Genomic DNA, 26,265 nt, shown 5'->3' on the forward strand with positions numbered 1-26,265 from the left:
TCAGATCGGGGAGGGCCAAGCAGGGGGAGAGGTGAACAGTGCTCAGGTTCAGGGGCAACCGGGCCGGGGCGCAAGGGCCGTTGGGGAAACAGCGGGGAACGAGTGCGTCACCGGTGCCGCAGCAGCTCCAGATCCGCCTCCCAGGCGTCCAGCACCCCGTCGTGACCGGCCCGGCGTGCCGTCTCCTCGATGTCGGTGAACAGGGCGCGCTGCGTGCCTGGATCGCCGTCGGCCAGGATGCGGCGCAGGACCGGCAGGAGGCGGCCCGCGTCCCACCGGGGGTCGCCCAGCGGCTGCCGCTCCAGCTCCCACCGCAGGTACTTGTTGTAGGGCCGGACGCGGCGGTGCAGGGCGAAGAGGACCTCAAGGGCGTACGGGACGGACTCGGCGGCGTCCAGGTGGCCCGGGGCGGGGCGGTCGTCGCGGTGGCTTTTCAGCGAGCGGTACGTCTGGTTGACGTAGGCGTCGAGCCAGCCGTCCACGGCGGCCCGGGCCTCGGCGGTGCCCAGCGTCCGCTTCTCGTCCAGGATCCGGGCGATCGTCCCGTCGAGGCGGTCGAGCAGCACCTCGGCGTGGACGTACGAGTACCGCGCGAAGCTGTCGGGACGGCCGGGCATGCCGCGGACGCGGAACTCCGCGAGGGTGATGACCACGAGGTCGAGGTGGGCCGAGCGGAAGCGGTCCAGTGCGGCCAGGGCCGGCACCGTCTCGTCGCGGACGATGACGTGCAGGTCGTAGTCGGAGTGGACCGTCGGCATGCCCTCGTGCACCTGGGAGCCGCTGAGGACCAGTCCCACGACGCCGGGATCGGCGGTCGCCTGTGAGGTGAAGGCCCTCAGCGTCTCCTCGGGCGTACGGCCGAGGACGACCCGGGGGGTGGTGTTGTCGCGCACCATGGTGATCTCTCCATGCGGAAACGACCGCGGCGCATGCCCGGGAAAAGCGTCCGGCCGCGGCCGCGGATGCGGATCGGTTCGCGTCTGCGGCGCTCGGAGCGCCACCGGAGAGATCACCTCACGGCCCCGAGATTACCGTTTCACGCCTGTGGGTTCAGCCCGTTGGACAGACCCGTGTACGCCGGCTTGGCCCCGTAGCCCTCGTTGTACGGCAGGGCCGCCCCGTAGCCGTTGAACGTCCCCGGCACCCACGAGTACTTGTCGGTGATGCCCCACACCGTGACGCCGGCGCAGCGCGGCACGCCCAGGCAGTTCTCGCTGGCCGTCTTGTAGTCGGCGGACTGCTGGGCGAGCTCGGCCGAGGAGGCGGGCATCGGGATACGGACGTCGAGTTCGGTGACCGAGACCTCCAGGCCGAGGTCGGAGAAGCGCTTCAGGTTCGCCTTCATCGACGCGGGCAACTGACCGACGACGAAGTGGGCCTGGAAGCCGACGCCGTGCAACGGCACGCCCTGCGCGAGGAGTTGGCGGGCCAGGTTGTACAGGGCGTCGCTCTTGGCGTTGTCCGCCTCGATGTTGTAGTCGTTGATGTACAGCTTGGCGCCGGGGTCGGCCGCGTGCGCCCAGCGCAGGGCGTTCGCGATGTAGCCGGTGCCGAGCTTGCTCTGCCAGAGCGAGTTGCGCAGCGTGCCGTTGTCGTTGAACGCCTCGTTCACGACGTCCCAGGCGTAGATCTTCCCCTTGTAGCGGCCGACGGTCGTGTCGATGTGCTTCTTGAGGATCGTGTTGAGCTCGGACGCGGAGAAGTTGCCGTTCGCCAGCCAGGACGGCAGCTGGGAGTGCCAGACGAGGGTGTGCCCGCGTACGCCCTGGTTGTGCGCGGCGGCGTGGTTGACCAGCCGGTCGGCGGCGGCCCAGTTGTAGCTGTTCCGGCTCGGCTCCAGCGCGTCCCACTTCATCGCGTTCTCCGCCGTCACCGAGTTGAACTCCCGGTTCAGGACGGTGGTGTAGGCCGGCTCGGTGCGCAGCGGACCGTCGGCGACGGCCGCGCCGATCCGAACGCCGCGGGCGTCGGCGTAGCCGCGCAGCGTGGTGGCGGCGGAGGCGTCGGGGGCGAACTGCGGGAGCGACACGGTCGCCGTGGCGACGAGCGCGCCCACGGCCGCGAGCGTGAGGGGACGGAAGACGCGGCGACGGCGGTGACCTCGTGCGGTGTTCGGCACGGCTCCTCCTGTGGGGTGGGGATGCGGGTGCGTCGTGCCTGGGTCGCCGCCGACACCCTCAAGGTTGCCGCGACCGCGTCACCCGTTCACGCCCGTGTAGTGCCGCAGCGACCACCGCCACACCAGCCGTGCCCCCAGGTACCCGGCGACGCCGAGCAGCGGAGAGGCCGCCGCGAGCCAGTACGGCACGCCGGTGGTGTGGCCGTGCCCGGTCAGGACCGCCGCCGGGAAGTAGGCGACGAACGCGAGGGGGAGGCCGTAGGTCAGGAGGCCGCCCACGGCCTTGGGCAGGACGTTCAGCGGGTAGCTGCCGAAGGTGCCGAGGAGTTCCTCCAGCCAGCGGCCCCAGTGGTCGGCGGCGGGGAAGCGCAGGCCCGCGGAGGCCACCAGCGTGAACAGGGCGGCCTCCAGGAGCATGCCGCCGAGGACGGCCGCGATCAGGTACGAGACGCGGCCCGCGGTCCAGTCCAGGTCGCTGCGCGACAGCGCGGCCACCATCAGGCCCGCCGCCACCGTCAGGTCCCCGATCGCGTTGGTGGGGAAGAACGCCAGCTGGATCTGGCGGTGGACCGGCATCGGACGCATCAGGTAGATGTCGACCCGGCCTTCCTGGATCTGCCGGCCCGCCCAGTGCATCCGCCCGAGGAACAGCACGAACAGCCCGTGCGCCAGCATCCGCGTAGCCGGGATGAGCAGCACGTCCGAGCTGTCCCAGCCGCCCATACCGGCGAACCGGGACAGCAGCACCGTGGCGAACACGATCACCGACACCTGCCAGATCGCGCCGATCGCGATCATCAGCAGGAACTCGGTGCGGTACTCCAGCTGCGCGCGGAAGTTGAGCGCCGTCACGCGCCACACGATCCGCAGTGCCTTCAGCGACATCTCAGCCTCCCTGCGAGATCACGCGCCGGGCGGCCCGCCGCCACAGCAGCCGGGTGAACAGCGCCAGCACCACGACCCACGCGGCCTGGACGGACAACTGGAACGCCGCGTCGGACAAGGGGATGCGCCCCACGTACAGCGACAGCGGCACGCTCAGCGTGGCCTGGAAGGGCAGGAAGGCGCTCATCGTCACGAACCAGTCCGGGAAGAACCACAGCGGCGCGTACACCCCGGACAGCAGGTTCTGCGCGAACAGCAGGATCAGCATCGCGGCGGTGTTGCGGATCGTCCAGAAGCACAACTGGTCGAGCACGAGCATGACGTAGTACAGCACCCACTGCCCCAGCAGCATGCTGAGCACGAACACCCCGGCCACCGCGGCCGACCGGGGCGGCTCGACCAGCCCCGAGGCCAGGCAGACCAGGTACCCGGTCAGCGCCCACGCGAGCCCGTACAGCTGCTCGCCGGCGGCCCGCAGGGCGTAGTAGCGCTGCGGCGGCAGCGGGCGCAGGTACCAGTAGACGATGGTGCCGAAGTGCATGTGCTGCAGGACCGTGTCCCGGCCCGCGTACTGGTCCAACTCCCGCAGGCGGGAGGCCAGCACGGCCAGCACGGCGTAGGTGACGGCCTGGTCGCGGCTCAGCCCGGCGGTCGTGCCGGTCTGCGCGTACAGGCCCCGCCACAGCGACCAGACCAGCACCACCTGCACGGTCAGCCGGAGCGCGACGGCGGTCATCCGGGGCGGGGCGTTCAGCTCGCCCAGCGGGGTGACGCGGGCGGCGCGCCAGGCATGCGGGACGGCCACGTCAGACCTCCCCGACGTGCACGTACGCGGCCCGCATCACGTCCTCCAGGTCCGCCTCGTCCAGGGCGATGTCGGTCACCTCGAACCGCTCGATCACCGCCTTGAGGGCCTGGTGGACGGTGGGCGCGTCCGCCCCGTCAGGGCCGAAGACGACCTGTGCGCCGGTGTGCCGCAGCAGCGTGGTGCCGGGCGGCGGCACGACCTCGGCGCGCGGGTCGGCGAGCGTGGCCCGCACCTGCCAGGTCGAGCCGAACTTCCGGCGGATCTCGTCGAGGGTGCCGTCCAGCACGAGCCGGCCGTGGTTGACCAGCACCACCCGCTCGGCGAGCCGCTCGACCTCGGTCATGTCGTGCGTGGTCAGCAGGACCGTACGGCCGCGCTGCTCCACCTGGTGGCGCAGGAACTCCCGCACCTGCTCCTTGACCACCACGTCCATGCCGATGGTCGGCTCGTCGAGGAACACCACCGGCGGGTCGTGCAGCAGCGCGGCGGCCAGATCGCTGCGCACGCGCTGGCCGAGGGAGAGGTGGCGGACCCGGGTGTCCCAGAACGACGACAGCTCCAGGATGTCGTCGAACTCCCGCAGCCGGGCGGCGTGTTCGGCCTTCGGCACCTCGTAGATGTCCCGCAGGATCGCGAACGACTCGCGTACCGGCAGGTCCCACCACAGCTGGGTGCGCTGCCCGAACACGGCGCCGACGTTGCGGGCGTTGCGCTCCCGCTCCCGGTACGGCACGACGCCCGCGACCCGGGCCTCGCCGGACGTGGGCGTGAGGATGCCGGTCAGCATCTTGATGGTGGTGGACTTGCCGGCGCCGTTCGGGCCGAGCAGGGCGAGCAGTTCGCCCGGGGCCACGTCGAAGGTGATGTCGGTGACGGCGTGCTTGGCCACCCGCTCGGGGTTGACCAGGGAGCGGACGGCGCCCAGGAAGCCGGGGCGGCGGACGGTGGTGTGGAACGTGCGGGACAGCCCGCGGACCTCGATGGCGACACTCAACCGACCCACCAACTTCCTTGTGGTGAACGCGGGTGCGGCCGGTCGGCCACGAGGGCCGACCGGCCGCGGATGACGTCCCGACACTGTCGGAATGTCGATCAATCGGTCAATCGATTAAAGGAGTTCTTACCTGGTGGTCGAGAACACGAACGCGAACTCCGCCGGTTCGGCCTTCAGGAAGTACTGCGGCAGCGGGCCCGGACCGCACGACTGCGAGCCGATGCCGTGCTGCCCGTGGTCGAGGTTGACCCACACCGTGTCGCCGGGCGTGAGGTCGGTGCGGTGCCGGGCCGCGTCCAACTGCTCGGTCGTCCAGCGCCGCGCCGTGAACCAGAACTCCGGGTCGCCCTCGATCCTGAGGCCGCCCAGCTCCACCCAGCGGACGTCGGCGCGGGCGCCGTTCTCCTGCGGCCGGAGGTACGGCGTCTGGAGCTCGTCCACGGTCGACCGCCAACGGCCGATCATGGACGCCGTCCTGGTGTCCGGGTACGCCTCGCCGGGGCCGCCGCCGAACCACTCCACCCGGTCGGCCTCCGGCAGCCCGAAGCGGACGCCGAGCCGGGGCAGCGGCACCGTCCAGTCGCCCTCCGGCGTCACGGACACGGCCAGCCGCAGCCGCTCGCCGTCGGAGGTCCAGCGGTACACCGTGTCCAGGCCCACCTCGCGGGCGGCGGGCGCCACCCTGGTCCGCACCGTCAGCGCGTCGTCGCCCGCCTCGACCGAGACCAGGCGGTGCCGCATCCGGTGCAGGCCGAGCGTGCGCCACAGCATCCCGTAGCGGGTGTCCGTCTGCCACTCCGCGCCGTCGTCGTTGTCGGTCGGCGCCCGCCACACGTCCAGCCGCGGTGTGCCCACCTCGACGCCGCCGATCGACCGCAGCGCACCGGTGCGGGCGTCGAACTCGGCCGGGCCGAGCGTGATCCGGTCCGCCTCGCGCACGGGCCGGTCGGTCGCGGGGAGGGACGGCAGTGGCCGCGCCCCCGCGGCGAACTGGCCCCAGGCCACGACGTGGTCCTTCGCCGCCCACAGCGTGTCGTCCGCGAGGAGCGCCCGCACCGTCCACTGGCGTTCGCCGCCGCGGCCGTCCACGGGCGGCTCCGGCAGCTTCACCTCGGCGCTCTCGCCGGGCGCGAGCGCCGGTACCGCGAGCGAACCCGACTCGACGGTCTCGCCGTCCACCTGGCACGACCACGCGAAGGCCAGCGCGGACAGGTCGGCGAAGTCCTGCTTGTTGGTGATCCGCACGATGCCGTTCGCGCCGTCGCCCTCGATGTGGACCGGCTCGATCACCTTCTTGTACTCGACGAGCCCCGGCGACGGCGTCCGGTCCGGGAAGACCAGCCCGTCGCAGACGAAGTTGCCGTCGTGCAGTTCCTCACCGAAGTCGCCGCCGTAGGCGTAGCCCAGCTCGGGGTGCTTGATGCCGTGGTCGATCCACTCCCAGATGAACCCGCCCTGGAGTCGCTCGTACTTCTCGAACAGCTCCTGGTAGTCGGCGAGTCCGCCCGGGCCGTTGCCCATGGCGTGGCCGTACTCGCACTGGATGAACGGCAGTTCGCGGCGCTTGTGCGTGCCGCCGTCGAGCCGCCGGCCGATCTTCTCGACCTCGTCGTGGAAGGCGTACATCCGCGAGTACACGTCGGTGTCGCGGCAGTTCCAGTCGCCCTCGTAGTGCACCAGCCGCTCGGGGTCGCGGTCGTGGATCCACTCGGCCATGGCGGTGAGCCCGCGCCCGGTGCCGGCCTCGTTGCCCAGCGACCAGAACACGATCGACGGGTGGTTCTTGTCCCGCTCGACCATCCGCGCGGCGCGGTCCAGCAGGGCCGGGGTCCACCGGTCGTCGTCGACCGGGTTGTCCCGCCAGTCCTGCTCGGTGAAGCCGTGGGTCTCCAGGTCGCACTCGTCGATGACCCACAGCCCGTACTCGTCGCACAGGTCCAGGAAGGCCGGGTGCGGCGGGTAGTGCGAGGTGCGGACGGCGTTGAGGTTGTGCCGCTTCATCAGCAGCACGTCCTCGCGCATGGTCTCCAGGTCGAGGGCGCGGCCCTTCTCGGGGTGCCACTCGTGCCGGTTGACGCCCTTGAACAGGATCGCCCTGCCGTTGACCTTGACCAGGCCGTCCTCCAGGACGACCGTGCGGAAGCCGATGCGCAGCGGCACCCGCTCGCCGGGCGTGACCAGCTCACCGTCGTACAGCTTCGGGGTCTCCGCGCTCCACGGCTCGACCGGAACCGTCACCGGCTCGCCGGTCGCGACATCGATGTCCAGGGCGGGCACGGACACCCGCCCGTCGACGTCGGAGTCGACGCGCAGGGTGCCCTCGCCGGTGGTGTGGTCGTAGGAGGCGTGCACGAAGAAGTCGCCCACGCTGCCCGCCGGGCGGTGCAGCAGGGTGACGTCACGGAAGATGCCGGGCAGCCACCACTGGTCCTGGTCCTCCAGGTACGAGCCCGCCGACCACTGGTGGACGCGGACGGCGAGCACGTTGCCGGCCGGCTTCAGCAGCTGTCCGACCGCGAACTCGTGCGGCAGGCGGGAGCCCTTGAACTCGCCGAGCTCCGTGCCGTTCAGCCAGACGCGGGCACAGGACTCGACGCCGTCGAACCGCAGCACCGCCCCGCCGTCCGACGGCCAGTCGGACGGGAGGTCGAAGACGCGCAGATGGTCACCGGTCGGGTTCTCCGTCGGGACGTGCGGCGGGTCCACGGGGAAGGGGTAGAGGTGGTTGGTGTAGATCGGGGACCCGAACGCCCCGTCACCTTGGAGGACCCAGTGCCCGGGGACCGTGACCTCGGCCCACCCCCCGGCGTCGTAGCCCTCCTCGGCGAACGAGTCGTCCTCGGCGTCGGCGGTGCCCGACAGCCGCAGGCGCCAGCTCCCGTTCAGCGTCAGGGACGCGGCGTCGGAGGCCGCGTACCAGGCGCGGGGCGGCAGGGCGCCGGTGCCCGGGGAGACGTCCTCGACGTAGTCGACGGGCGGGGTGGTGCGGAAAGACATCGGTCTCCTTTTGAGAAGAAGGCGTCAGCCCTTGATACCGGTCTGGGCGATCCCCTGCACCAGCCAGCGCTGCAGGAAGAGGAAGACGAACACCAGGGGCAGGATGGAAATGGCCGTGGCCATGAAGATCAGGTGGTAGTTGACGGTCTGGTTGGTCATGTACGACGAGAGCGCGACCTGGACCGTCCAGGCGCTGGGGTCCTGACCGATGACCAGCGGCCACAGGAAGGCGTTCCAGCCGTTGATGAAGGTGATGGTGGCGATCGCCGCGAAGAAGTTCAGCGAGTTCGGCACGACGACGCGCCAGTACGAGCCCCAGTAGCCGAGTCCGTCCACGCGCGCCGCCTCCTCCAGCTCCTTCGGGAACCCGAGGAAGTACTGCCGGAACAGGAAGCAGGTGAAACCACTGAACAGGCCCGGGATGATGAGACCTCGGTAACTGTCCACCCAGCCGAGGGACGAGACCAGAACGAAGCTCGGCACGAAGGTGACCGCCGTGGGGACCATCAGGGTGACCAGGACGGCGTAGAAGACCTTGTTGGCGTGCCTGTACGGGATCCGGGCCAGACCGTAGCCGGCCATCGAGCAGATCAGCAGGATGCCCGCGGTGTGCAGGACCGCGACGACCACGGAGTTCCACAGGGACTGGGCGAAGTCGACCGTGACGTCGTCGAACGGCTCGGTGATGTTGCCCCACTGGATGTCGGTGGGGAACCACTTCCATTCCTCGCCCGTGATCTCCGGGTCCGTCATGAAGGCGTTGCGGACGATCAGGTAGAAGGGGATCAGGAAGAGGACGGCGGCGACGCCGGTCGCGATGTACAGGCCGGTGTTGCCGATGACACCGCCGCCGCGCTTGCCCTTGGCCGGCTTGGCGGCCTTGCTGATGTCGGGTGCTGTGGTGGTCACTTGGACTCCTCACCCCTTCCGAAGCCCATGATCTTGCCCTGCAACAGGGTCACGACGCAGATGAGCAGGGTCAGGACGACCGCGCCGGCGCTGCCCACGCCGTAGTTCTGGTTCTGGCCCAGCGCCATCTTGTACAGCTCGACCAGCGGCGGCTGGCCCCACGTGGCCTTGGAGAGCAGGTTGAAGAACTCGTCGAAGGCCTGGTAGGCCGCGATGAGCAGGAGCAGGATCACCGCGGTCGAGGTCGCCCGCAGCTGGGGCAGGGTGATGTGCCGGAAGGTCTGCCAGCCCGGCTTGGCGCCGTCGATGGCGGCGGCCTCGTACAGCTCCCGCGGGATGTTCTGCAGCGCCGCCAGGAAGAGGATCATGTAGAAGCCGGACTGGAGCCAGAGGCGGACGGTCACGATGACCAGCCAGTACCAGGGCGGATCGGGGTTGGCGAGCCAGGCGACGTTGTCGATACCGAACCAGTTGAGGATGGTGTTGGCCAGGCCGAAGCGGACGCCGTTGAAGATGGACATCTTCCAGATCAGCGCGGCGGCGACGTAGCTGACCGCGGTGGGCAGGAAGAACACCGACCGGAAGAACGCCCGCATGAAGGTCAGGCGGTTCACCAGCAGCGCCAAGCCCAGCGACATGGCCCAGGTGGCCGGGACGATGAACGCCGCGAACACGGTGAACGTGACCAACGAGCCGCGGAAGTTCTCGTTCGTCAGGATGTCTATGTAGTTGTCGAAGCCGACGAACTTGCTCGGCGTGACGGTGAAGCGCGCCTCGAAGAAGCTGAGCCAGATGCTCCAGCCGATGGGCACGAAGACGAAGATGATCAGGCCGATGAGGAACGGCCCGGTGAAGAGCCAGAAGTTGAAGGTGCTGCTCGCCCTGAGGCCCCGCCGCGGCCGGCCCTTGGAGACCTTGGCCGGGGCGGGGCTGCTCTCGGCGACCCCGGGTGTGGTGGTGGTCGACATGTCGAGATCCGTCCGGCGGCCTAACCGAAGAGCTTCTTGAGCTCGGCGTCGACCTTCTTCTCACAGGCGTCGAGCGCGGCCTTCGGGTCGCCGTTCTTGCGGACGGTGTTCGCGATCACGTCCCAGAACGCGGCGATCATGGCCTGGGTCCAGCCGATGTTGTCGAAGTGGCCGAACTCGTTGAAGAGCTTGACGCCCTCGGCCGGCAGGCCGGACTTCAGCTTGTCGGCGGACTGGGCGAGCGAGGTGCGCGGCGGGATGTGGAAGCCGTAGGAGGTGGCGAAGTCCTCCTGGTACTCCTTCTGGTCGATCCACAGCCACTTGACGTATTCCTTGGCCGCGTCGACGTTCTTGCCCTTGGCGTTGACGAACATCGACCAGCCGCCGTTGTAGACCGACTGCTTGCCGGCCGAGCCGACCTTCGGGAACGGGAAGATGCCGATGTCGTCGCCGAGTGCCTTCTGCATGGCGGGCATGGCCCACATGCCGCACCACTGCATGGCGGTGAGGCCCTGGATGAGGGCCGACGGGTCCCACGAGTCGGCGGGGGCGTCGAGGAGCAGGTTGCCGCTGGTGAACAGACCCCGCAACTGCTTGAGGCCCTCGGCGACGGCGTCGGTGTTGAAGGCGGGCTGGTTGTCCTCGGTGAGGGTGTCGGCGCCGGCCGACCAGATCAGCGGGCGGTCGATCGAGGTCAGGTCGTTGCCGAGGAAGAGGCCCTTGACCTTGTTCGTGGTCAGCTTGTCGGCGGCCTCGATCAGCTCCTCCAGCGTGGTCGGCACCTCGATCTTCGCCTTCTCGAACAGCGAGGGCCGGTAGAAGAGGAACTGCGGGTCGTCGATCATCCGGACGCCGTATATCTTCCCGTCGACCGTGTGCGACTTGATGTCGGCCGGGTTGAAGTCGTCCTTGACCGGTTCGATGATGTCGGTCAGGTCCGCCACCTGACCGCTCTTGACCATCTGGATCTGCGGGTGGAACTCGAAGACGTCCGGCGCGTTCTTGGTGAGCAGCGCGGCGAACAGCTTCTGCTCGAAGTTGTTGCCCGTGATCCACTGGGTGGTGACGTTGGCTTCCTTGTAGGCCTTCGCGTAGCGCTTGACGGCCTGCTCCACACCGGCCTCGCCGTACGCGTGGAAGTACTGGACGAGGCCGTCCCCCGAGCCTGAGTTGCCCCGGCCGGTGTTGCTGCCGCACGCGGCCAGCCCGCCCGCGGCCGCCAGGCCCATCGCGGCCCGCAGAACGTTTCGGCGGTCCCAGTTGGTGTTGCTCGATGCCGACATGCTGACGTCCTTGTCTCGAGTGCGGCTGCGCCCTGTGCCCGTGGCCGGAGCGGCTCAGCGCCAGTTGGCTCAAATGGGGTTGCGGTGCGGGACGTTAACCTTCGGCTAAGGCTTCGGCAAGGGGTTGGACGAAGTCTGTGCGAAGCGTTGTGCGGCGTTCGGAATACCGGACGTGGCGGGGTCGGGGGCCGCCGCACCGCGGCCCACTCTCCTGCGCACGCCCGCCGTGGTCAGGAAGGTGGTGCGTTACGGCTCCTCGCGGGGGTGGCCCGCTTGGCTCCGGTCCGCTGCCCCACCGACTGCAGCGCCCCTTCCAGCGCGAACGTCGCCGCGCCCAGGCACACGGGGTCGGTGGGAATGGGGGACAGGACGATCTCGGTGGCGGCCATCGGCCGCGGCAGCGCGTGCCGGGCGACGGCCTCGCGGACCTCGGCGACCAGGGGCTCGCCGAGCGCGCTCGCGACCCAGCTGCTGAGCACGACGACCTCGGGGTTGAACAGGTTGACCAGGTCGGCGATCCCGGCGGCCAGGTAGCGGACGGTGTCGCGGAGCGCCTTGAGCGCCACCGGGTCCTGCCCGCGCACCCCGCGGGCCAGCGCGGCGATGGTGGCCGTCTGGTCCTCGGGGTGCAGCAGCGCGCTGTCGGCGCTCAACTCCCGCAGGGTCAGCATGATCCCGGACGCGCCGACGTACGCCTCCACGCAGCCGTGCTTGCCGCAGCGGCACAGCCTGCCGTCCAGGACGATCGTGGTGTGGCCCCACTCGCCCGCGCTGTTGCTGACGCCCCGGTGCAGCCCGCCGCCCAGGACCAGCCCCGCACCCACCCCGGTCCCGAGGTTGACGACCACGGCGTCCCCGCGCCCGCGCGCGGCCCCGAACCACAGTTCGGCCACCGCGGAGGCGCGCAGCGGGTTGTCCAGGTACAGCGGATAGGCGATGTGCTCGGTGAGCAGGTCGAGCAGCGGCACGTCGTGCCAGTCCCAGTTGGGCGCGTACTCCGAGATGCCGGTGGCCCGGTCGACCTGCCCCGGCACGCTCACCCCGACGCCGAGCACCCGGGCGCCCTCCACACCGGCCTGCGCCACGACCGAGCCGACGACGGCGGCGACATGGCCGACCACCTGCTCGGGCAGGCTCTCGCCGGGGCGGACGTCCTCCTCGGCGCGGGCCAGCACGTTCAGCCCGAGGTCGAACAGCTCGACATGGACGTACGTCTCCGCGATGTCGACGCCGATCAGCGCCCCGCCGGAGGTGTTGACGGCCACGAGCCCGCGGGGGCGGCCGCCGGCCGAGTCCTCGAACCCGACCTCCGTGATCATCCGGAGGTCGAGCAGCTCGCCCACGAGGGTGGCGACCGTGGCGAGACTGAGACCGGTGGCGGCCGCCAGCTCCTGCCGGGAGGTGGGCGACGCGGCGATGATCTGGCGCAGCACCTCGTAGCGGTTCGCGGTGCGGATGTCGCGTGATGTGCGCTTCACCGGTGGTGCCCCCGTCCCTTCGCTCAGGCCGGGTCGTCGTCGGCACCGGCGCGGCGCAAGGCTATGGCCTGCGGGGACTTTCGACAAGGGGTTAGGAAAGGGGGTTTACGAAGTCCCCTCAAGCTCAGTCACCCAGTATCTCCCGCACGAAGGCGTTGGCGAATTTCCGCCCCGGGTCCAGCTCCCGCGCGAGCGCCCGGAAGTCGCCCAGCCGCGGATACCGCCCGCGCAGCACCCGCGCCGGCACCGTGAAGACCTTCCCCCAGTGCGGCCGCGGCGCGAAGGCGTCCAGCGCCTCCTCCAGCCGCCGCACCACCGGCACCACGGCCGCGGTGTCCTCGATCCACGTGAAGTGCAGCGCCACACTGTCCCGTCCGTAGGAAGGGCTGAGCCACTGGTCGTCGGCGGCGACCGTCCGCACCTCGCAGGTCTGGAGCACGGGGGCGACCGTCGACCGTATCCCGTCGAGCGCGTGCAGCGCGTCGAGGGCGTACTCGCGCGGCAGCAGGTACTCCGACTGCAACTCCGCCCCGCTGCTCGGCGTGAACTCCGCCCGGAAGTGCGGCAGCCGCTGATGCCACGGACCCGGCACCCCGAACTGCTCCGTGCAGTTCACCGCGGGCATCCCCGGCACCGGGTGCAGCTTCTCGGCGGCCGGCGCCGCCCGGGTGAAGTCCGGCAGCGGCTGGTCGGTGCGCCGCTTGAGCCACACCTGCCGGAAGCCCGGCTCACGCCAGTCGGTGAACAGGCTCACGCTGTACGCCGCCGCCATCACCGACTCGAACCCGGCCGGGTCCAGCCCGGTCAGGGGCAGTTCGGTGAAGACGTGCTGCTCGACGTCGAAGGACGGCTCCAGGTCGAGGGTGAGGGCCGTGACGACACCGAGGGCGCCCAGCGAGGTGACGGCACCGCCGAACCGCCCGTCGTCCCGCCCGACGGTCACCACCGACCCGTCCGCCGTGACCAGCTCCACCTCCCGCACGGACGCGGCCAGCGGACCGTTGCCGACGCCCGACCCGTGCGTGCCGGTGGCGACCGAGCCGGCCACCGAGATGTGCGGCAGCGACGCCATGTTCGGCAGCGCGAGCCCGTGCACGTACACCGCCCGGGCGAGCTCGGCGTACCGTACGCCGCCCGAGACCCGCACCGTACGCGCCGCGCGGTCCACGTCGATCACCGGCGGCAGGCCGGCGATCGACAGCAGGACGCCCTCGGGGCCCGGCTCGGCGATCTCGTTGAAGGAGTGCCCGCTGCCCAGCACCCGCACCTTCGAACTCCCCGCCACCAGGGCGCTGATCGCGTCGAGCGAGTACGGCCGGTGCAACTCCTTGGCGGAGTAGGTGATGTTGCCCGCCCAGTTGGTGATCGTCTCCGTCATCCTTGCCGCCCTTCGAGGTGAGCCGTGTGCGTTGACCCTCTCATCCGCGGCTGCCTACCGTAGAGACCGCTTTCCATCCCCACCTCGCCGAGCCGGAGGCCACGTCCTTGACCCAGCTGGCGCACGCCGTGTTCGCCATGTCCGCCCAGAACGTGCCGCAGGTCTTCCCGCCGGAGGTGCTCCAGCGGCTGCGCAGGTCGGTGGACATCGACCCCGCCCTGGTGGCCGAGGACCTCACGGACCCGCGCCTGAAGGACGCACTCGCCCGCACCGAGATCCTCGTCACCGGCTGGGGCTGCCCCCGCCTCGACGCGGCCGTCCTCGACGCCGCACCGAGGCTGCGCGCCGTGCTGCACTCGGCCGGCTCGGTCAAGAGCCTCGCCACGCCCGAGCTGTGGCGGCGGGGCATCGCGGTGAGCTCGGCCGCCGTCGCCAACGCCGTCCCGGTGGCCGAGTACACGCTCGCCATGATCCTGCTCACCGGGAAGGACCTCTTCGCCGCCCGCGACCGCCTGCGCACCGAGCGCGCCTTCCCCGGCTGGGGGCTCGTCCCCGGCATCGGCAACCACGGCCGCCGGGTCGGCGTCATCGGCGCCTCCCGCATCGGCCGCAAGGTGATCGAGCTGCTGCGGCCCTTCGACCTGGTCGTGAGCCTCACCGACCCGTACGTCGACGAGGCGGGCGCCACCGCGCTGGGCGTACCGCTGCTGCCACCGGACGACCTCCTGCGCACCTCGGACGTCGTCACCGTGCACGCCCCCGAGACTCCGGAGACCCGCCACCTCATCGGCGCCCGCGAGCTGGCCCTGATGCCCGACGGAGCGGTCCTGATCAACACCGCGCGCGGCGCCCTGCTCGACCACGAGGCCCTGATCGCCGAACTCCGCACCGGCCGCCTCTCCGCGATCCTCGACGTCACCGACCCCGAGCCGCTGCCCGCCGACTCCCCCCTGTACGACCTGCCGAACGCCTTCCTCACCCCGCACCTTGCCGGCTCCCAGGGCAACGAGACGGCCCGCCTCGGCCTCACGGTCGCGGAGGAAGCCGAACGGCTGCTGTCGGGAGGGGAGCTGGCGTATCCCGTCGATCCCACGGCGCTGGCCCGGGAGGCGTGAGCGAGCGGGTCGGGTCGCGGGGAGCGGTCCGCGTGGGACGCCGTTCGCGGGTGTTTGTCGGTGCCTTGGCCTGTCGGCAGGGGGCGGCGTGGCTCGCCGGCGGGGTGGGGCATGTCGGCGTGCGCGGTTCTGGGGCGGGGGTGCTGGGGGAGCGGGGCGGCTCGTGCCGGGGGGCATGTCGTCGTCGTGCGGGTCGGCGTGAGGGCTTGAGCGGGCGCGGCGGGGTGCGGTGGCCGGCTGCGGTGAGGTGGCACTTGTGAGTCCTTGTCGGCGTCCCTGCCTGTCGGGAGGGGGGCGGCGTGGCTCGCTGCCGGGATGGGGGGATGCCGTCGTGCGGACCTGGGGCGGGGTGAGTGACGACCGGGTTGGGGTGCGGTGACCGCTCCCGTCGGGACGGCGCGTGGGTCTCTGCCGGTGTCTCAGCTCTTGGGTGGGAAGCCGGGGGCGGCCTGTACGGGGGTGGGGGGCTTGTCCTCGTGCGGGGGTGGTGCGGACCCCTGGGCCAGCGGGACGGGTGGCGGGGACCGGTCCGCGCGGGATGCCGCTCAGTGGCTCAGCCGGCGTCCGGTCTGTCGGAAGGGGGCTCGGCGTCGCTCGCTGCAGGGGTGGGGGGATGTCGTCGTGTGGACCTGGGGCGGGATGTCTGAGTGTGCGGGACGGGGTGCGGCGGCCGCTCCCGCGTTGGGAAGTCGGGGCGGCTCGTCTCGGGGTGGGGGCTTGAGTGGCTGCGGTGGCCGGTCGCGGTGGCGTGGCGCTTCTGGGGCTGCGTCGGAGTCTCGGTCTGTCGGCAGGGGGCTCCGACGGCACCCCTCGGGCCCGGTGACCCCACCCCCCAGGTCATCCGTTCGACAAGGGGCACCAGTCATCCCGGGCCCGGAGGCCAGCGGCCCTCTTGCAGGACCGCGAAGAAGATAACGGGGCGTGGCTCGCTGCAGGGGTGGGGGATGTCGTCGTGTGGCCCTGGGGCGGGGTGCGTGACGACGAGGGCGGGGTGCGGTGACCGATCCCGCGGGGCGGCGTGTGGGGCTTTGCCGGTGTCTCGGTTCTTGGTGGGGAAGTCGGGGCGGCTCGCTGGCGGGGTGGGGCATGTCGTCGTGCGGGGCCGGAGTGCAGAGCTGGCCGGGAGGTGTTCGCAGGGCGTTCCCGGGGCTGTGGTCGCTCTCGGGGGGACCCGGCGCCACTCGCGCCCGGGCAGGGGCATAACGTGAGGAGTCGTACGCCTGAGCCGGGAGGAGATTGCGGATGGGCAGCCGAACCGCACTGGTCGAGGATCTGATGGAGCGGTTTCCGCACGTGCCGCGGGAAGCCGTCTTCAAGGAGGATCTGCTCCGGGGCGGCGTGGCCTTCGACCCGTCGGCCCTCAGCGACAACGAGGGGGGCGAGGTCAAGCCGAAGTCGTACTTCATCTTCTCCTTCGACCACGGGACCCTGCCCGAGCTGGGCGAGGCCGCGCTGCGGCGTCCGCCGGAGGAGATCATCCTCACCGGTGGGCCGTACGACCTGAGGCGGACCGTCGTCTCCGTACGCGTGAACCCGTCGTCGCCCTATCGGGTCGCGGCCGACGAGGAGGGCATGCTCGGGCTCTACCTCGACGGCAGGCGGATCTCCGACGTCGGTGTGCCGCCCATGCCGGAGTACTACCGCCACACCCTCGCCAACGGGAAGTCGGTCATGGAGGTCGCCCCCACCATCCAGTGGGGCTACCTGATCTACCTCACCGTCTTCCGGGTCTGCCAGTACTTCGGCGCCAAGGAGGAGTGCCAGTACTGCGACATCAACCACAACTGGCGCCAGCACAAGGCGGCAGGCCGCCCGTACACCGGGGTCAAGGACGTCGAGGAGGTCCTGGAGGCCCTGGAGATCATCGACCGGTACGACACCGCCAAGGCGTCCACCGCGTACACCCTCACCGGCGGCGCGATCACCAAGACCGTCGCCGGGCGCGACGAGGCCGACTTCTACGGGCACTACGCCAAGGCCATCGAAGAACGCTTCCCGGGCCGCTGGATCGGCAAGGTCGTCGCCCAGGCGCTGCCGCGTGACGACGTCCAGCGGTTCAAGGACTACGGCGTGCAGATCTACCACCCCAACTTCGAGGTGTGGGACCGCCGGCTGTTCGAGCTGTACTGCCCCGGCAAGGAGCGGTACGTCGGCCGCGACGAGTGGCACAAGCGGATCCTGGACTCCGCCGACGTCTTCGGCGCGCGCAACGTCATCCCCAACTTCGTGGCCGGCGTGGAGATGGCGGAGCCCTTCGGCTTCGGATCCGTCGACGAGGCCATCGCGTCGACGACGGAGGGGCTGCGGTTCTTCATGTCCCACGGGATCACGCCCCGGTTCACCACCTGGTGCCCGGAGCCGACGACCCCGCTCGGCAAGGCCAACCCGCAGGGCGCGCCGCTGGAGTACCACATCCGCCTGCTCGAGGCCTACCGCGCCACCATGGACGACTTCGGCCTGTCCTCGCCCCCCGGCTACGGCCCGCCCGGACCCGGCCGCGCGGTGTTCTCGGTCAGCTCCTTCATGGACAGCCTTCCGGCGGAGGGGACCGCGACGGTATAGGTGGGGACGTGCGGTGGGGATGAGACAACGCGGTGGGGATGAGACAACGCGGTGTGGATGAGACACGTCGGTGTGGATGAGGAACACTGCGGTTGAGTGAGGAACCTTGCGGGGTGGGTGAGACTGACGGGGCCGACATCCGTACAAGGGACTGAAGTTGCGCGGCGCGGCGGCTGTCCTGACATCTGAACACAGCGCTTGTCAGTTGTGTCGGCTCCGTGAAAGGCTCCTGTCCTGCCGCGAGGTTCCCCCCAACTCCATTTGCCAATATGGCGAGTTGACCTCGCACGTGGATGCAGGAGACCCATGCCCGACCTGCCGACCCCTCAGGACGCCACCGAGGCCGCGCTGTTCTCCGAGTGCTGGGACGCCGTGCTGTCGTACGCCGATCTGTGCACGGCCGGCTCCGCCGCGGCACGCCAGCTCGCCGCCGAGGCCTTCTCGGCCGGCATACGTGAGGCCCGTGAGACCGAGTCCGGGACCCTCAGAAGCACGGGCCGCCGCCCGTCCCGCCTGCCCCGCGTCCCCCTGCTGCTGACCGCCGTACGCACCACGGCGGCCGCCTGGGAGGAGAGCGGGCAGGGCCACAAGCTCGACCCCGACCTGCGTCTGTGGCTCAACTCCGACAAGGCCGCCCGCTACACCGGACCCCCGCTGCAGCGCCCGCTCGCGCTGCGCGGCCTGCGCGACATGCAGGAACCGGACGCGGCGCTGCTGTGGCTGGCCGAGGTGGAGGCGCTGCCGCCCGCCGTGGTGGCCCGCCGGCTCGGCCTCGACCCGGCCACCCTGTCCGACGAACTCGCCCAGGTCCGCAGCCTGTTCCGGGACCGCTGCCGGCGCAACCAGCTGGACACGCCGATGGACGCGAGGTGCCGCAGTTACGCCCGCCTCCTCGACGCCGTCACCCGCTCGACCGGCGCCGAGGCCCCCGGCGACCTCTCCCGCCACCTCGCCACCTGCGTGCGGTGCGCCGAGGCCGCCGCCTGTCTGCGGCCGCACGGCGGCGGGCTGCCCGGGGCCCTGGCCGGCGGTGTGATCGGCTGGGGCGGCCTCGCCTATCTGGAGCGCCGCCGCCGAGCCGCCGAGGTACGCCTCGGCACCTCAGGAACCGACGGGCCGGAGGCGGACGCCGAGCCGCCGAACCCCGGCGCGCAGAAGGCGCGCGTCGTGCGCAGCGGCCTCCTCGTCGCCGCCGTCCTCGTCTCCCTGCTGGCCCTCGCGGTGTCGATGGTGCCGGGCGGCTCCACCGGCGACGACGCCACCGCGGGCGGTGCCCCGTCCGACCGTGAGCCGGTCGCCGACCCCGGCCTGTCCCTGCCGGTCGTCGGCGCCACACAGCCCTCCGAGAGCTCCCCGGAGCCGTCGAAGAGTGCCACGACCGACGACGACCCTCCCGAACGGAAGAAGCCCGAGCCCGGACCGCAGGGCACCACCTCGGACACGTCCGAAGAGGAGGGCCCGGCCCCGTCGAGGAGCGCGCCGCCGACCTGCAGCGTCGAGTACGAGCTCGTCAACGAATGGCCCGACGGTTTCCAGGCCACCATCCACGTCACCACCGAACGGGCCCTCGACGACTGGCGCGTCGCCTGGTCCTTCCGGGACGGGCAGGAGGTCGGCCAGATGTGGGACGCGCGCTTCGCCCAGAACGGCTCCCGCGTCACGGCCACCGCCGCCGACTACAACAGGACGGTCCCCGCGAACGGCACCCTCTCCTTCGGCTTCCTCGCCTCCCGGGACGGAGAGAACTCCGCGGGGTACGACTTCGCGCTGAACGGGCACGACTGCGCGAAAACCAGTTGACGGGCCGTCGAGGGGCCGGGCTAGAGTGACGGTGGTTCACAGCGGTGGCCGAGGGCCGCCGCGCCGAGCGAGCATGAGTGAGGAGGTGTCGACCGATGGCTGTCTTTGCGATGAGCGTTGCCCGCATCCAGTTCGTCAAGTCCACCTCCGTGGCCGCCGGCTGATCCCACCTCACCTCTCCGCGTCCTGAATACGCGGCTGCCGGGGCCACCCTTGTGAAGGGTCACCCGTTGACTTCCACCTCTGTTTTCTCCGCGTTGGCTCCCTACGGCTGGGACTCGGCCTGGGCCGACGCGTTCACCTCGTACGACACCGAAGGGCTGCTGCCCGGACGGGTCGTGCGGGTCGACCGCGGGCAGTGCGACGTCGTCACCGCCGACGGTGTCGTACGGGCCGACACGGCCTTCGTCACCCCGCACGATCCGCTGCGGGTCGTGTGCACCGGTGACTGGGTCGCCGTCGAGCCCGCGGGGAGCCCCCGGTACGTACGCGCGTATCTGCCGCGCCGTACCGCCTTCGTGCGCTCCACCTCCTCCAAGCGGTCCGAGGGGCAGATCCTCGCCGCCAACGTCGACCACGCCATCGTCGCCGTGTCCCTCGCCGTCGAGCTCGACCTCGGGCGGATCGAGCGGTTCCTGGCGCTCGCCTGGGAGTCGGGCGCGCAGCCGGTCGTGGTGCTCACCAAGGCCGACCTCGTGCCCGACGCGGCGACGCTGTCGTACCTGGTCCAGGACGTGGAGACCACGGCTCCCGGCGTGCCCGTGCTGACGGTCAGCGCGGCGCTGGGCGAGGGGCTCGACGTCCTCACCGCGATCGTGGGCGGCGGTACGTCCGTGCTGCTCGGACAGTCCGGCGCGGGCAAGTCGACGCTCGCGAACGCGCTGCTCGGCGAGGACGTGATGGAGGTCCAGGCCGCGCGCGACGTCGACGGCAAGGGCCGCCACACGACCACCACGCGCAACCTCCTCGCCCTGCCGGGCGGCGGCGTCCTGATCGACACGCCCGGGCTGCGCGGCGTCGGGCTCTGGGACGCCGGGACAGGGGTCGGGCAGGTCTTCGCCGAGATCGAGGAACTGGGCCGGCAGTGCCGCTTCCACGACTGCGCGCACGAGAGCGAGCCCGGATGCGCCGTACTGGCCGCGATCGACGCGGGGTCGCTGCCGCCGCGCCGACTGGAGAGCTACCGCAAGCTGATGCGGGAGAACCAGTGGATCGTGGCCAAGACGGACGCGCGGGCCCGGGCCGAGCTCCGCAAGGACTGGAAGCGCAAGGGGGCCGAGGGGAGGGCGGCGATGGAGGCGAAGCGGCGCGGCTGGCGGTAGCGGCCGGGTCGGCTTCCGGTCGGCTTCCGGTGATCCTCCGGTCGGCTTCCGTGTCCGATTTCCGCCAGCACCGCGTCCGGCCGCGACGGAGACTGGACACCGTGATGGACGAGGACACCAGGTACGAGGCGGTGCGCAGCCGGGACGCCCGGTTCGACGGCGCGTTCTTCTTCGCCGTCGAGACGACCGGCATCTACTGCCGCCCCAGCTGCCCGGCGGTCACGCCGAAGCGGCGCAACGTGCGGTTCTTCGCGACGGCCGCCGCCGCGCAGGGCTCGGGTTTCCGGGCCTGCCGGCGGTGCCGGCCGGACGCCGTGCCCGGGTCCGCCGAGTGGAATGTGCGGGCCGACGTGGTCGGGCGGGCCATGCGGCTGATCGGTGACGGGGTCGTCGACCGCGAGGGCGTCGCCGGGCTCGCCGCGCGGCTGGGGTACAGCGCGCGGCAGGTCCAGCGGCAGCTCACCGCCGAGCTCGGCGCCGGGCCGGTCGCGCTGGCCCGGGCCCAGCGGGCGCACACCGCGCGTGTGCTCCTGCAGACCACCGGGCTGCCGGTCACCGAGATCGCCTTCGCCGCCGGGTTCGCCAGCGTGCGGCAGTTCAACGACACGATCCGGGAGGTGTACGCGTCGACGCCGAGCGAGCTGCGCGCCGCCGCACCGAGGAGCGGCCACGGCACCCGGCGCGCGGGCACCCCGTCGGCCGGGATACCGCTGCGGCTCGCGTACCGGGGGCCGTACCAGGTCGGCGCCGTCTTCGACCTGCTGGCGCACGAGGCCGTACCGGGCGTCGAGGACGTCAGCTGGCCGGTCGGGCGCCGCACGTACCGCCGCACCCTGCGGCTGCCCCACGGCACCGGCATCGTCGCGGTGCGGGAGCGACTCGGCGACACGGGGAGGCGGGCACCTGCGGCCGGACAGCTCGGTGATGCCGTGCGGCTGGGCACGTCGGCTCCGCCGTCCGTGCCGGCACGCGTGCCGGTCCCCGGGCCGGGCACCCCGGACCCGTCGGCCGCTCCCGGCGCCCCGGCGGCGTCGCCCCGGGCCGTCTCCCGCCCCCGCACCGCGGCCACCACCGCCACCCACCCCGGCGGCTGGCTCGACGCCCGCCTCCACCTCTCCGATCCCCGCGATCTGACCACCGCCGTCCACCGGCTGCGCAGGCTGTTCGACCTGGACGCCGATCCGTACGCCGTCGACGAGCGGCTCGGCGCCGATCCCAGGCTCGGGCCGATGGTGGCCGCCCGGCCGGGGCTGCGGTCGCCCGGCGCCGCGGATCCGGACGAACTGGCCGTGCGGGCGCTGGTGGGGCGGGCGGAGGCCGAGCGGCTGGTGCGGCGGTACGGCAAGGCGCTCGACGCGCCCTGCGGCAGCCTCACCCACCTGTTCCCCGAACCGGCCGTCCTCGCCGAGGCCGAGCCCGCCGGGCCGCTGGGCGCGCTCGCCGCCGCCCTCGCCGACGGTGCCGTACGGCTGGATCCGGGCGCCGACCGGGACGACGCGACGGCCGCGCTGCTCGGCGTGCCCGGGCTGGGCGACCGGACGATCGCCCGCATCCGCACCCGTGCCCTCGGCGACCCGGACGTCGCCCCGCCCGGCGTCGACGACGCCCCCGACAGCTGGCGCCCCTGGCGCTCCTACGCCTCACAACACCTGCGTGCAGCAGGGGAGCTGGAGTACTGATGACCACGACCACCGGGACCACCATGGCCGCCCCGGCCCACTGGACCGAGCTCGACAGCCCCGTCGGCACCCTCCTCCTCACCGCCGACCCCGCCACCGGCGCCCTGACGTCCCTGTCCGTGCCCGGCCAGAAGGGCGGCCGTACCGTCCAGGACGGCTGGCGGCGCGACCCCGCGCTGTTCCGCGCGGCCGAGGAACAGCTCGCCGCCTACTTCGCCGGTGAGCTCAAGGAGTTCCGGCTGGAGACGAGCACCGACGGCAGCGAGTTCCGGGAGAGGGTCTGGGCCGCCCTGGACGCCGTTCCCTACGGGGCCACGACGACGTACGGCGAGATCGCCGCGCGGATCGGCGCCTCCCGCGCCGCCGTACGCGCCGTCGGCGGCGCGATCGGTGCCAACCCGCTGCTGATCGTCCGCCCGTGCCACCGTGTGATCGGCGCCGACGGCTCACTGACCGGCTACGCGGGCGGCCTGGAGCGCAAGCTACGGCTGCTGAGGCTGGAGGGGACGCTTCCGTAGGCAGCGGCTGCCGGCCCGGACGACGTGCCGGGACTCAGCCCCAGAACACCGCTCCCACCCACGCCCCCGCGATCAGCAGGCACGTGAACAGCTCCGTCAGGACGCTGGACCCGCCCGAGCGCATCGCCGTCCGCAGCGCGGCCACCGCCTCGCCGTGGCGGCCCAGCCGGAGGCGTTCCGCGACGTAGACGCCGGCCATGAAGCCGGGGATCGCGCCCAGCACGGGGATCAGGAAGAAGCCCAGCAAGGACCCCGCTCCGGCATACCCGGCCACGCGCGGGCTCGCCCAGCTCGGGCGCAGTCGGCGGGGCGGCAACGCCCACCGCACCACCTGGGAGAGGAACAGCACGACCGTGGCCCCCACGAGCACCCACCACGCGACGGGCTGGGGGTCCTGCAGCGCCCACCACATGACCGCGGCCCACACCAGCCACGACCCCGGCACACCGGGCACCAGCACTCCGCACAGGCCGAGCAGGAGGACCAGGCCGACCAGCACGAGGTCCCACACTCCCATCTGACCAGAGTGCCGGAGGCAGCGAGAACGCGCAGATCAGCCTTGTCGGAGCGGGGGTGCCCCAGGGCCCGGGTGCCGGAACGGCCCTGCGCTCACCCCTGCCGCTCCCGCGCCACCCACCCGCGCTCGTACGCGTGCCACCCGAGCTGCAGCCGTGTCGTCACCCCGGTCAGCTCCATCAGCCGCTTCACCCGGCGCTGCACGGTCCGCAGGCCCAGGTCGAGCTGTTTGGCCACGCTCGCGTCGGTCAGGCCGGCCAGCAGCAGGGAGAGCACCTCCAGGTCGGTGTCGTCGGGCCCGTCCGGCCCCTGCTCGGTGACGCCGGCCGCGCCGAGGCGTACCGGCAGCGCCTCCCGCCACACCGACTCGAACAGCCCGGACAGCAGCTCCAGCAGCCCGCTCGCGTGGACGACCAGCGCGGCCGGTTCCGTGGTGTGCGAGGTGAGCGGCACCAGGGCCAGCGTCCGGTCGGCGATCACCAGCTTGGTCGGCACCCGGTCCACGACCCGGATCTGCTCCTCGCGGCCGAGGGCGGCGGACAGCTCGGTGATGCCGTGCGGCTGGTCGAGCACCGAGCGCTCCAGGACCACCCGGTAGCGCACGCCGCGACCGGCTGCCTGTGCCTCCGCGTCGTTCTCCGGGCCGGTGACGGCGACGGGGGTGCCGGTGACCAGCGCGCACACCTCCTCGCTCGCCCCGAGCTGGAGCTGGAGGAAGCGCTGGGACACCGCGGCCGCGCCGATCACGACCTCGACCAGGTCGTGCACGGCGGGCTCGGCGGCCGCCGCCCGGTACTCCTCGGCCAGCATCGCGGCCGCCAGCTCCGCCTTCTCCAGCTCGTGCCGCTGCTGGGTGAGCAGCGCGCCCAGCGCCACCCCGGGGGGCGCCGCGACCCAGCGGCCGGGCCGCGCGGAGGACTGGGCCGCGAGGCCGTGCCGCTCCAGGCGGCGCAGGGCGCGCTCGGTGTCGTGCTCGCCGAGCGTGAGCCGCCGCGCGAGATCGGGTACGTCGGCGGCGCCCACGGACACGAGCGCCCGGTAGGCCGACTCGTGCGTCTCGTCGAGACCGATCACTCCCAGCATCAGCTTGCGCCCCTCCCCGAGCGAACACCGGCGTCCGGTCCATGGCGGAAAGCGGCCACGGCGCAAAACCGCCTCGGCACATCATCGCCGTATCACCCGCCACTCTGCCAAGGTGGCGCCACCGCAGCTTCGACCACCGCCCCCTTTGCCCTACTTGGGTCTCGGGAGGCATACCTGTGCCGCTCCCGCGGTACACGCTGCCGGAGGACGGGGTCGGGTGAGCACCCGTAGGTCACCCAGATCGTGACCCGGGCCCACGACGTGCGCTGAGCGCGCGAAGGGGATCGGGGCCCGGGTCACCCGGCAGTCGCCGGGCGGTTCTCCCGTGGGGGGTGGGACCGCCCGGCGACCTGTGCCGCCCGTTTCGCATGACTGTTCAACTCCTCACCCGACACGCCGCTTTCGGCGTGGTGCAGCGGGTCGGATTTTCCGGATGCCCCGTTTTCATCGGGCCCGTGCGGTGGACAATTGGGGGCATGAGCCAGCAGGGGGGAAGGCCCACCGGTCAGGAGGACGACTGGTGGGGGCAGTTGTACGGTGACGCCACCGGGGACACGGGCCCGACGACGGCGCCCGACTCACTGGACGACCGGTTCGCCTCGGCGGCCGGGACGGTGAACGGGGTGCCCGGCACGGGCGCCGAGGTTCCCCCGCCGCGAGTCGGCACGGCCGCCGCGGAGCAGCTGTCGACCTTCCCGGCGGGCCTGCCGAGGCCACCGGGCTTCACGGTGAAGGCACCCCAGGAGCACACGCCGCCGGAGACCGAGGCCGAACCCCGCTCCGCCACGCCGCCGCCCAGAGATCCGCCGCCCACAACCTCGCCGCCCACCACCCCGCCCGTACACACCGCCACCCACGCGGACCTGCCCGCCGTCCCCCCGACCCCCCTCGACTACGTCGGCAACGGCCCGCCCACCTACGCCGCGGAACCCACCGCCCTCCCGCCCGCGGACCCCGACGACCTCGACGACCTGGTCGCCGACACCGTCCTCGACGGCGCCCACTACGGTGCCTGCACCCTGCGGGCCGTCTCCCTGCGCGGCGACTCCGCCCGCTACCGGGGAGAACCCCGCCGCGACTCCCTGCTCACCGCCCGCTTCGGCGCCGGCGACCACGCCCTGGTCCTGGTGGCGATGGCCACCGGCGCCCGAGCCACCCCGAACGCGCATCGCGCCGCGGCCCAGGCCTGTCACTGGATCGGCAGGGCCGTCGGCCGCAGCCACCCGAGGCTCGCGGAGGACACCAGGGCCGCACGGCGCGGCGACCTCAAGTCCGGGCTGCACCGCCTCACCGACCGCAGCCTCGGCAGACTCCGCGCCAGCGCCGTCGAACAGGGCATCGAACCGGAGGAGTACGCGGTGACCCTGCGCTGCCTGCTCCTGCCCGCCGACGCCGGGTGCCGTACCCGCGTCTTCTTCGGCGTCGGCACCGGCGGACTCTTCCGGCTGCGGGACGGCGAATGGCAGGACATCGAGCCCCGCGTCACCGACGCCACCGGCGACCCCGTCGTCGGCTTCGGCTCGCCACCCGCCGAGACCCCCGAGGGCGACCGCCTCACCATGGACCTCGGCATCGCCACACCCCCGAGCCCCTACGACCCGGCCCCCGAAGCGCCCCGCGAGCCCTTCCGCTTCCGCGCCTCGGTGGCCCGCCCCGGAGACACCCTCCTGATGTGCACCGGCGGCCTCGCCGACCCCCTGCGCGGCGAACCCGACCTCGCCGCCTACCTCACCGGACGGTGGTCGGCGCCCGAGCCGCCCGGCCTCGCCGCCTTCCTCGCCGACGCCCAGGTCCGGGTCAAGGGGTACGCCGACGACCGTACGGCCGCCGCCGTCTGGGAGGCGTGAGGCC

Annotated in this window: 20 protein-coding genes; 7 read left to right on the top strand and 13 right to left on the bottom strand. The window is 72.0% G+C overall.

Going from position 1 to position 26,265, the window contains the following annotated elements:
• Window positions 1-107 precede the first annotated feature (107 nt).
• From ABZ078_RS13350 to ABZ078_RS13400, 11 genes are all read right to left on the bottom strand, one after another.
• Entirely contained in the window at window positions 108-896 is a 789-nt protein-coding gene (locus ABZ078_RS13350) for a hypothetical protein (protein ID WP_356574682.1), read from the bottom strand.
• A gap of 140 nt (window positions 897-1,036) precedes the next feature.
• Window positions 1,037-2,119 carry an endo-1,4-beta-xylanase gene (locus ABZ078_RS13355; RefSeq protein ID WP_356574684.1) on the bottom strand — a complete coding sequence of 361 codons (1,083 nt, stop codon included), beginning with the start codon at window positions 2,117-2,119 and terminating at the stop codon, window positions 1,037-1,039.
• 78 nt (window positions 2,120-2,197) lie between these two features.
• Window positions 2,198-3,004, bottom strand: a complete 807-nt coding sequence (locus ABZ078_RS13360; protein WP_356574686.1) for an ABC-2 family transporter protein — start codon at window positions 3,002-3,004, stop codon at window positions 2,198-2,200.
• 1 nt (window position 3,005) lies between these two features.
• The gene (locus tag ABZ078_RS13365) at window positions 3,006-3,809 is read right to left on the bottom strand and encodes an ABC-2 family transporter protein (RefSeq protein WP_356574688.1); all 804 of its coding nucleotides are present in this window, start codon (window positions 3,807-3,809) and stop codon (window positions 3,006-3,008) included.
• 1 nt (window position 3,810) lies between these two features.
• Entirely contained in the window at window positions 3,811-4,806 is a 996-nt protein-coding gene (locus ABZ078_RS13370; RefSeq protein WP_356574690.1) for an ATP-binding cassette domain-containing protein, read from the bottom strand.
• A 126-nt stretch (window positions 4,807-4,932) separates the two neighbouring features.
• Window positions 4,933-7,803: a glycoside hydrolase family 2 TIM barrel-domain containing protein gene (locus ABZ078_RS13375; RefSeq protein WP_356574692.1), complete on the bottom strand. Its 2,871-nt coding sequence runs from the start codon at window positions 7,801-7,803 to the stop codon at window positions 4,933-4,935.
• Between the two features lie 24 nt (window positions 7,804-7,827).
• Window positions 7,828-8,712, bottom strand: a complete 885-nt coding sequence (locus ABZ078_RS13380; protein ID WP_356574694.1) for a carbohydrate ABC transporter permease — start codon at window positions 8,710-8,712, stop codon at window positions 7,828-7,830.
• Window positions 8,709-9,680: a sugar ABC transporter permease gene (locus ABZ078_RS13385; RefSeq protein ID WP_356574696.1), complete on the bottom strand. Its 972-nt coding sequence runs from the start codon at window positions 9,678-9,680 to the stop codon at window positions 8,709-8,711. Before ABZ078_RS13385 ends, ABZ078_RS13380 begins: the two co-directional genes overlap by 4 nt.
• Window positions 9,681-9,700: 20 nt before the next feature.
• Window positions 9,701-10,963, bottom strand: a complete 1,263-nt coding sequence (locus ABZ078_RS13390; protein ID WP_356574698.1) for a sugar ABC transporter substrate-binding protein — start codon at window positions 10,961-10,963, stop codon at window positions 9,701-9,703.
• Window positions 10,964-11,193: 230 nt separating this feature from the next.
• Window positions 11,194-12,441: an ROK family protein gene (locus ABZ078_RS13395; RefSeq protein WP_356574700.1), complete on the bottom strand. Its 1,248-nt coding sequence runs from the start codon at window positions 12,439-12,441 to the stop codon at window positions 11,194-11,196.
• Between the two features lie 124 nt (window positions 12,442-12,565).
• On the bottom strand, window positions 12,566-13,819 hold the full coding sequence (locus tag ABZ078_RS13400) for an FAD-binding protein (protein WP_356574702.1): 1,254 nt from the start codon (window positions 13,817-13,819) through the stop codon (window positions 12,566-12,568).
• 137 nt (window positions 13,820-13,956) lie between these two features.
• Here ABZ078_RS13400 and ABZ078_RS13405 point away from each other — a divergent pair, with 137 nt between their 5' ends.
• The 6 genes from ABZ078_RS13405 (at window position 13,957) to ABZ078_RS13430 (ending at window position 22,815) form a co-directional block, all read left to right on the top strand.
• Complete coding sequence (locus ABZ078_RS13405) at window positions 13,957-14,934, top strand: hydroxyacid dehydrogenase (protein ID WP_356574781.1); 978 nt, start codon at window positions 13,957-13,959, stop codon at window positions 14,932-14,934.
• 1,242 nt (window positions 14,935-16,176) lie between these two features.
• Entirely contained in the window at window positions 16,177-17,496 is a 1,320-nt protein-coding gene (locus ABZ078_RS13410; RefSeq protein ID WP_356574704.1) for a radical SAM protein, read from the top strand.
• A 306-nt stretch (window positions 17,497-17,802) separates the two neighbouring features.
• Complete coding sequence (locus ABZ078_RS13415) at window positions 17,803-19,296, top strand: cellulose-binding domain-containing protein (RefSeq protein WP_356574705.1); 1,494 nt, start codon at window positions 17,803-17,805, stop codon at window positions 19,294-19,296.
• Window positions 19,297-19,526: 230 nt separating this feature from the next.
• On the top strand, window positions 19,527-20,618 hold the full coding sequence (rsgA, locus tag ABZ078_RS13420) for a ribosome small subunit-dependent GTPase A (protein WP_356574707.1): 1,092 nt from the start codon (window positions 19,527-19,529) through the stop codon (window positions 20,616-20,618).
• A 104-nt stretch (window positions 20,619-20,722) separates the two neighbouring features.
• Window positions 20,723-22,297: an AlkA N-terminal domain-containing protein gene (locus ABZ078_RS13425; protein WP_356574783.1), complete on the top strand. Its 1,575-nt coding sequence runs from the start codon at window positions 20,723-20,725 to the stop codon at window positions 22,295-22,297.
• On the top strand, window positions 22,297-22,815 hold the full coding sequence (locus ABZ078_RS13430) for a methylated-DNA--[protein]-cysteine S-methyltransferase (protein WP_356574709.1): 519 nt from the start codon (window positions 22,297-22,299) through the stop codon (window positions 22,813-22,815). Before ABZ078_RS13425 ends, ABZ078_RS13430 begins: the two co-directional genes overlap by 1 nt.
• A 34-nt stretch (window positions 22,816-22,849) precedes the next feature.
• Here the strand turns inward: ABZ078_RS13430 and ABZ078_RS13435 are convergent, their stop codons facing one another.
• A complete protein-coding gene (locus ABZ078_RS13435; protein ID WP_356574711.1) occupies window positions 22,850-23,332 on the bottom strand; it encodes a DUF456 domain-containing protein in 483 nt (160 codons plus the stop codon).
• A 92-nt stretch (window positions 23,333-23,424) separates the two neighbouring features.
• Window positions 23,425-24,414, bottom strand: a complete 990-nt coding sequence (locus ABZ078_RS13440; protein WP_356574713.1) for a helix-turn-helix domain-containing protein — start codon at window positions 24,412-24,414, stop codon at window positions 23,425-23,427.
• A gap of 476 nt (window positions 24,415-24,890) precedes the next feature.
• On the opposite strand from ABZ078_RS13440, the gene ABZ078_RS13445 reads away from it, so the two are divergent.
• A complete protein-coding gene (locus ABZ078_RS13445; RefSeq protein WP_356574715.1) occupies window positions 24,891-26,261 on the top strand; it encodes a protein phosphatase 2C domain-containing protein in 1,371 nt (456 codons plus the stop codon).
• Window positions 26,262-26,265 lie beyond the last annotated feature (4 nt).

The sequence above is a fragment of the Streptomyces sp. NPDC006385 genome, from assembly GCF_040612485.1.
GTDB lineage: Bacteria > Actinomycetota > Actinomycetes > Streptomycetales > Streptomycetaceae > Streptomyces.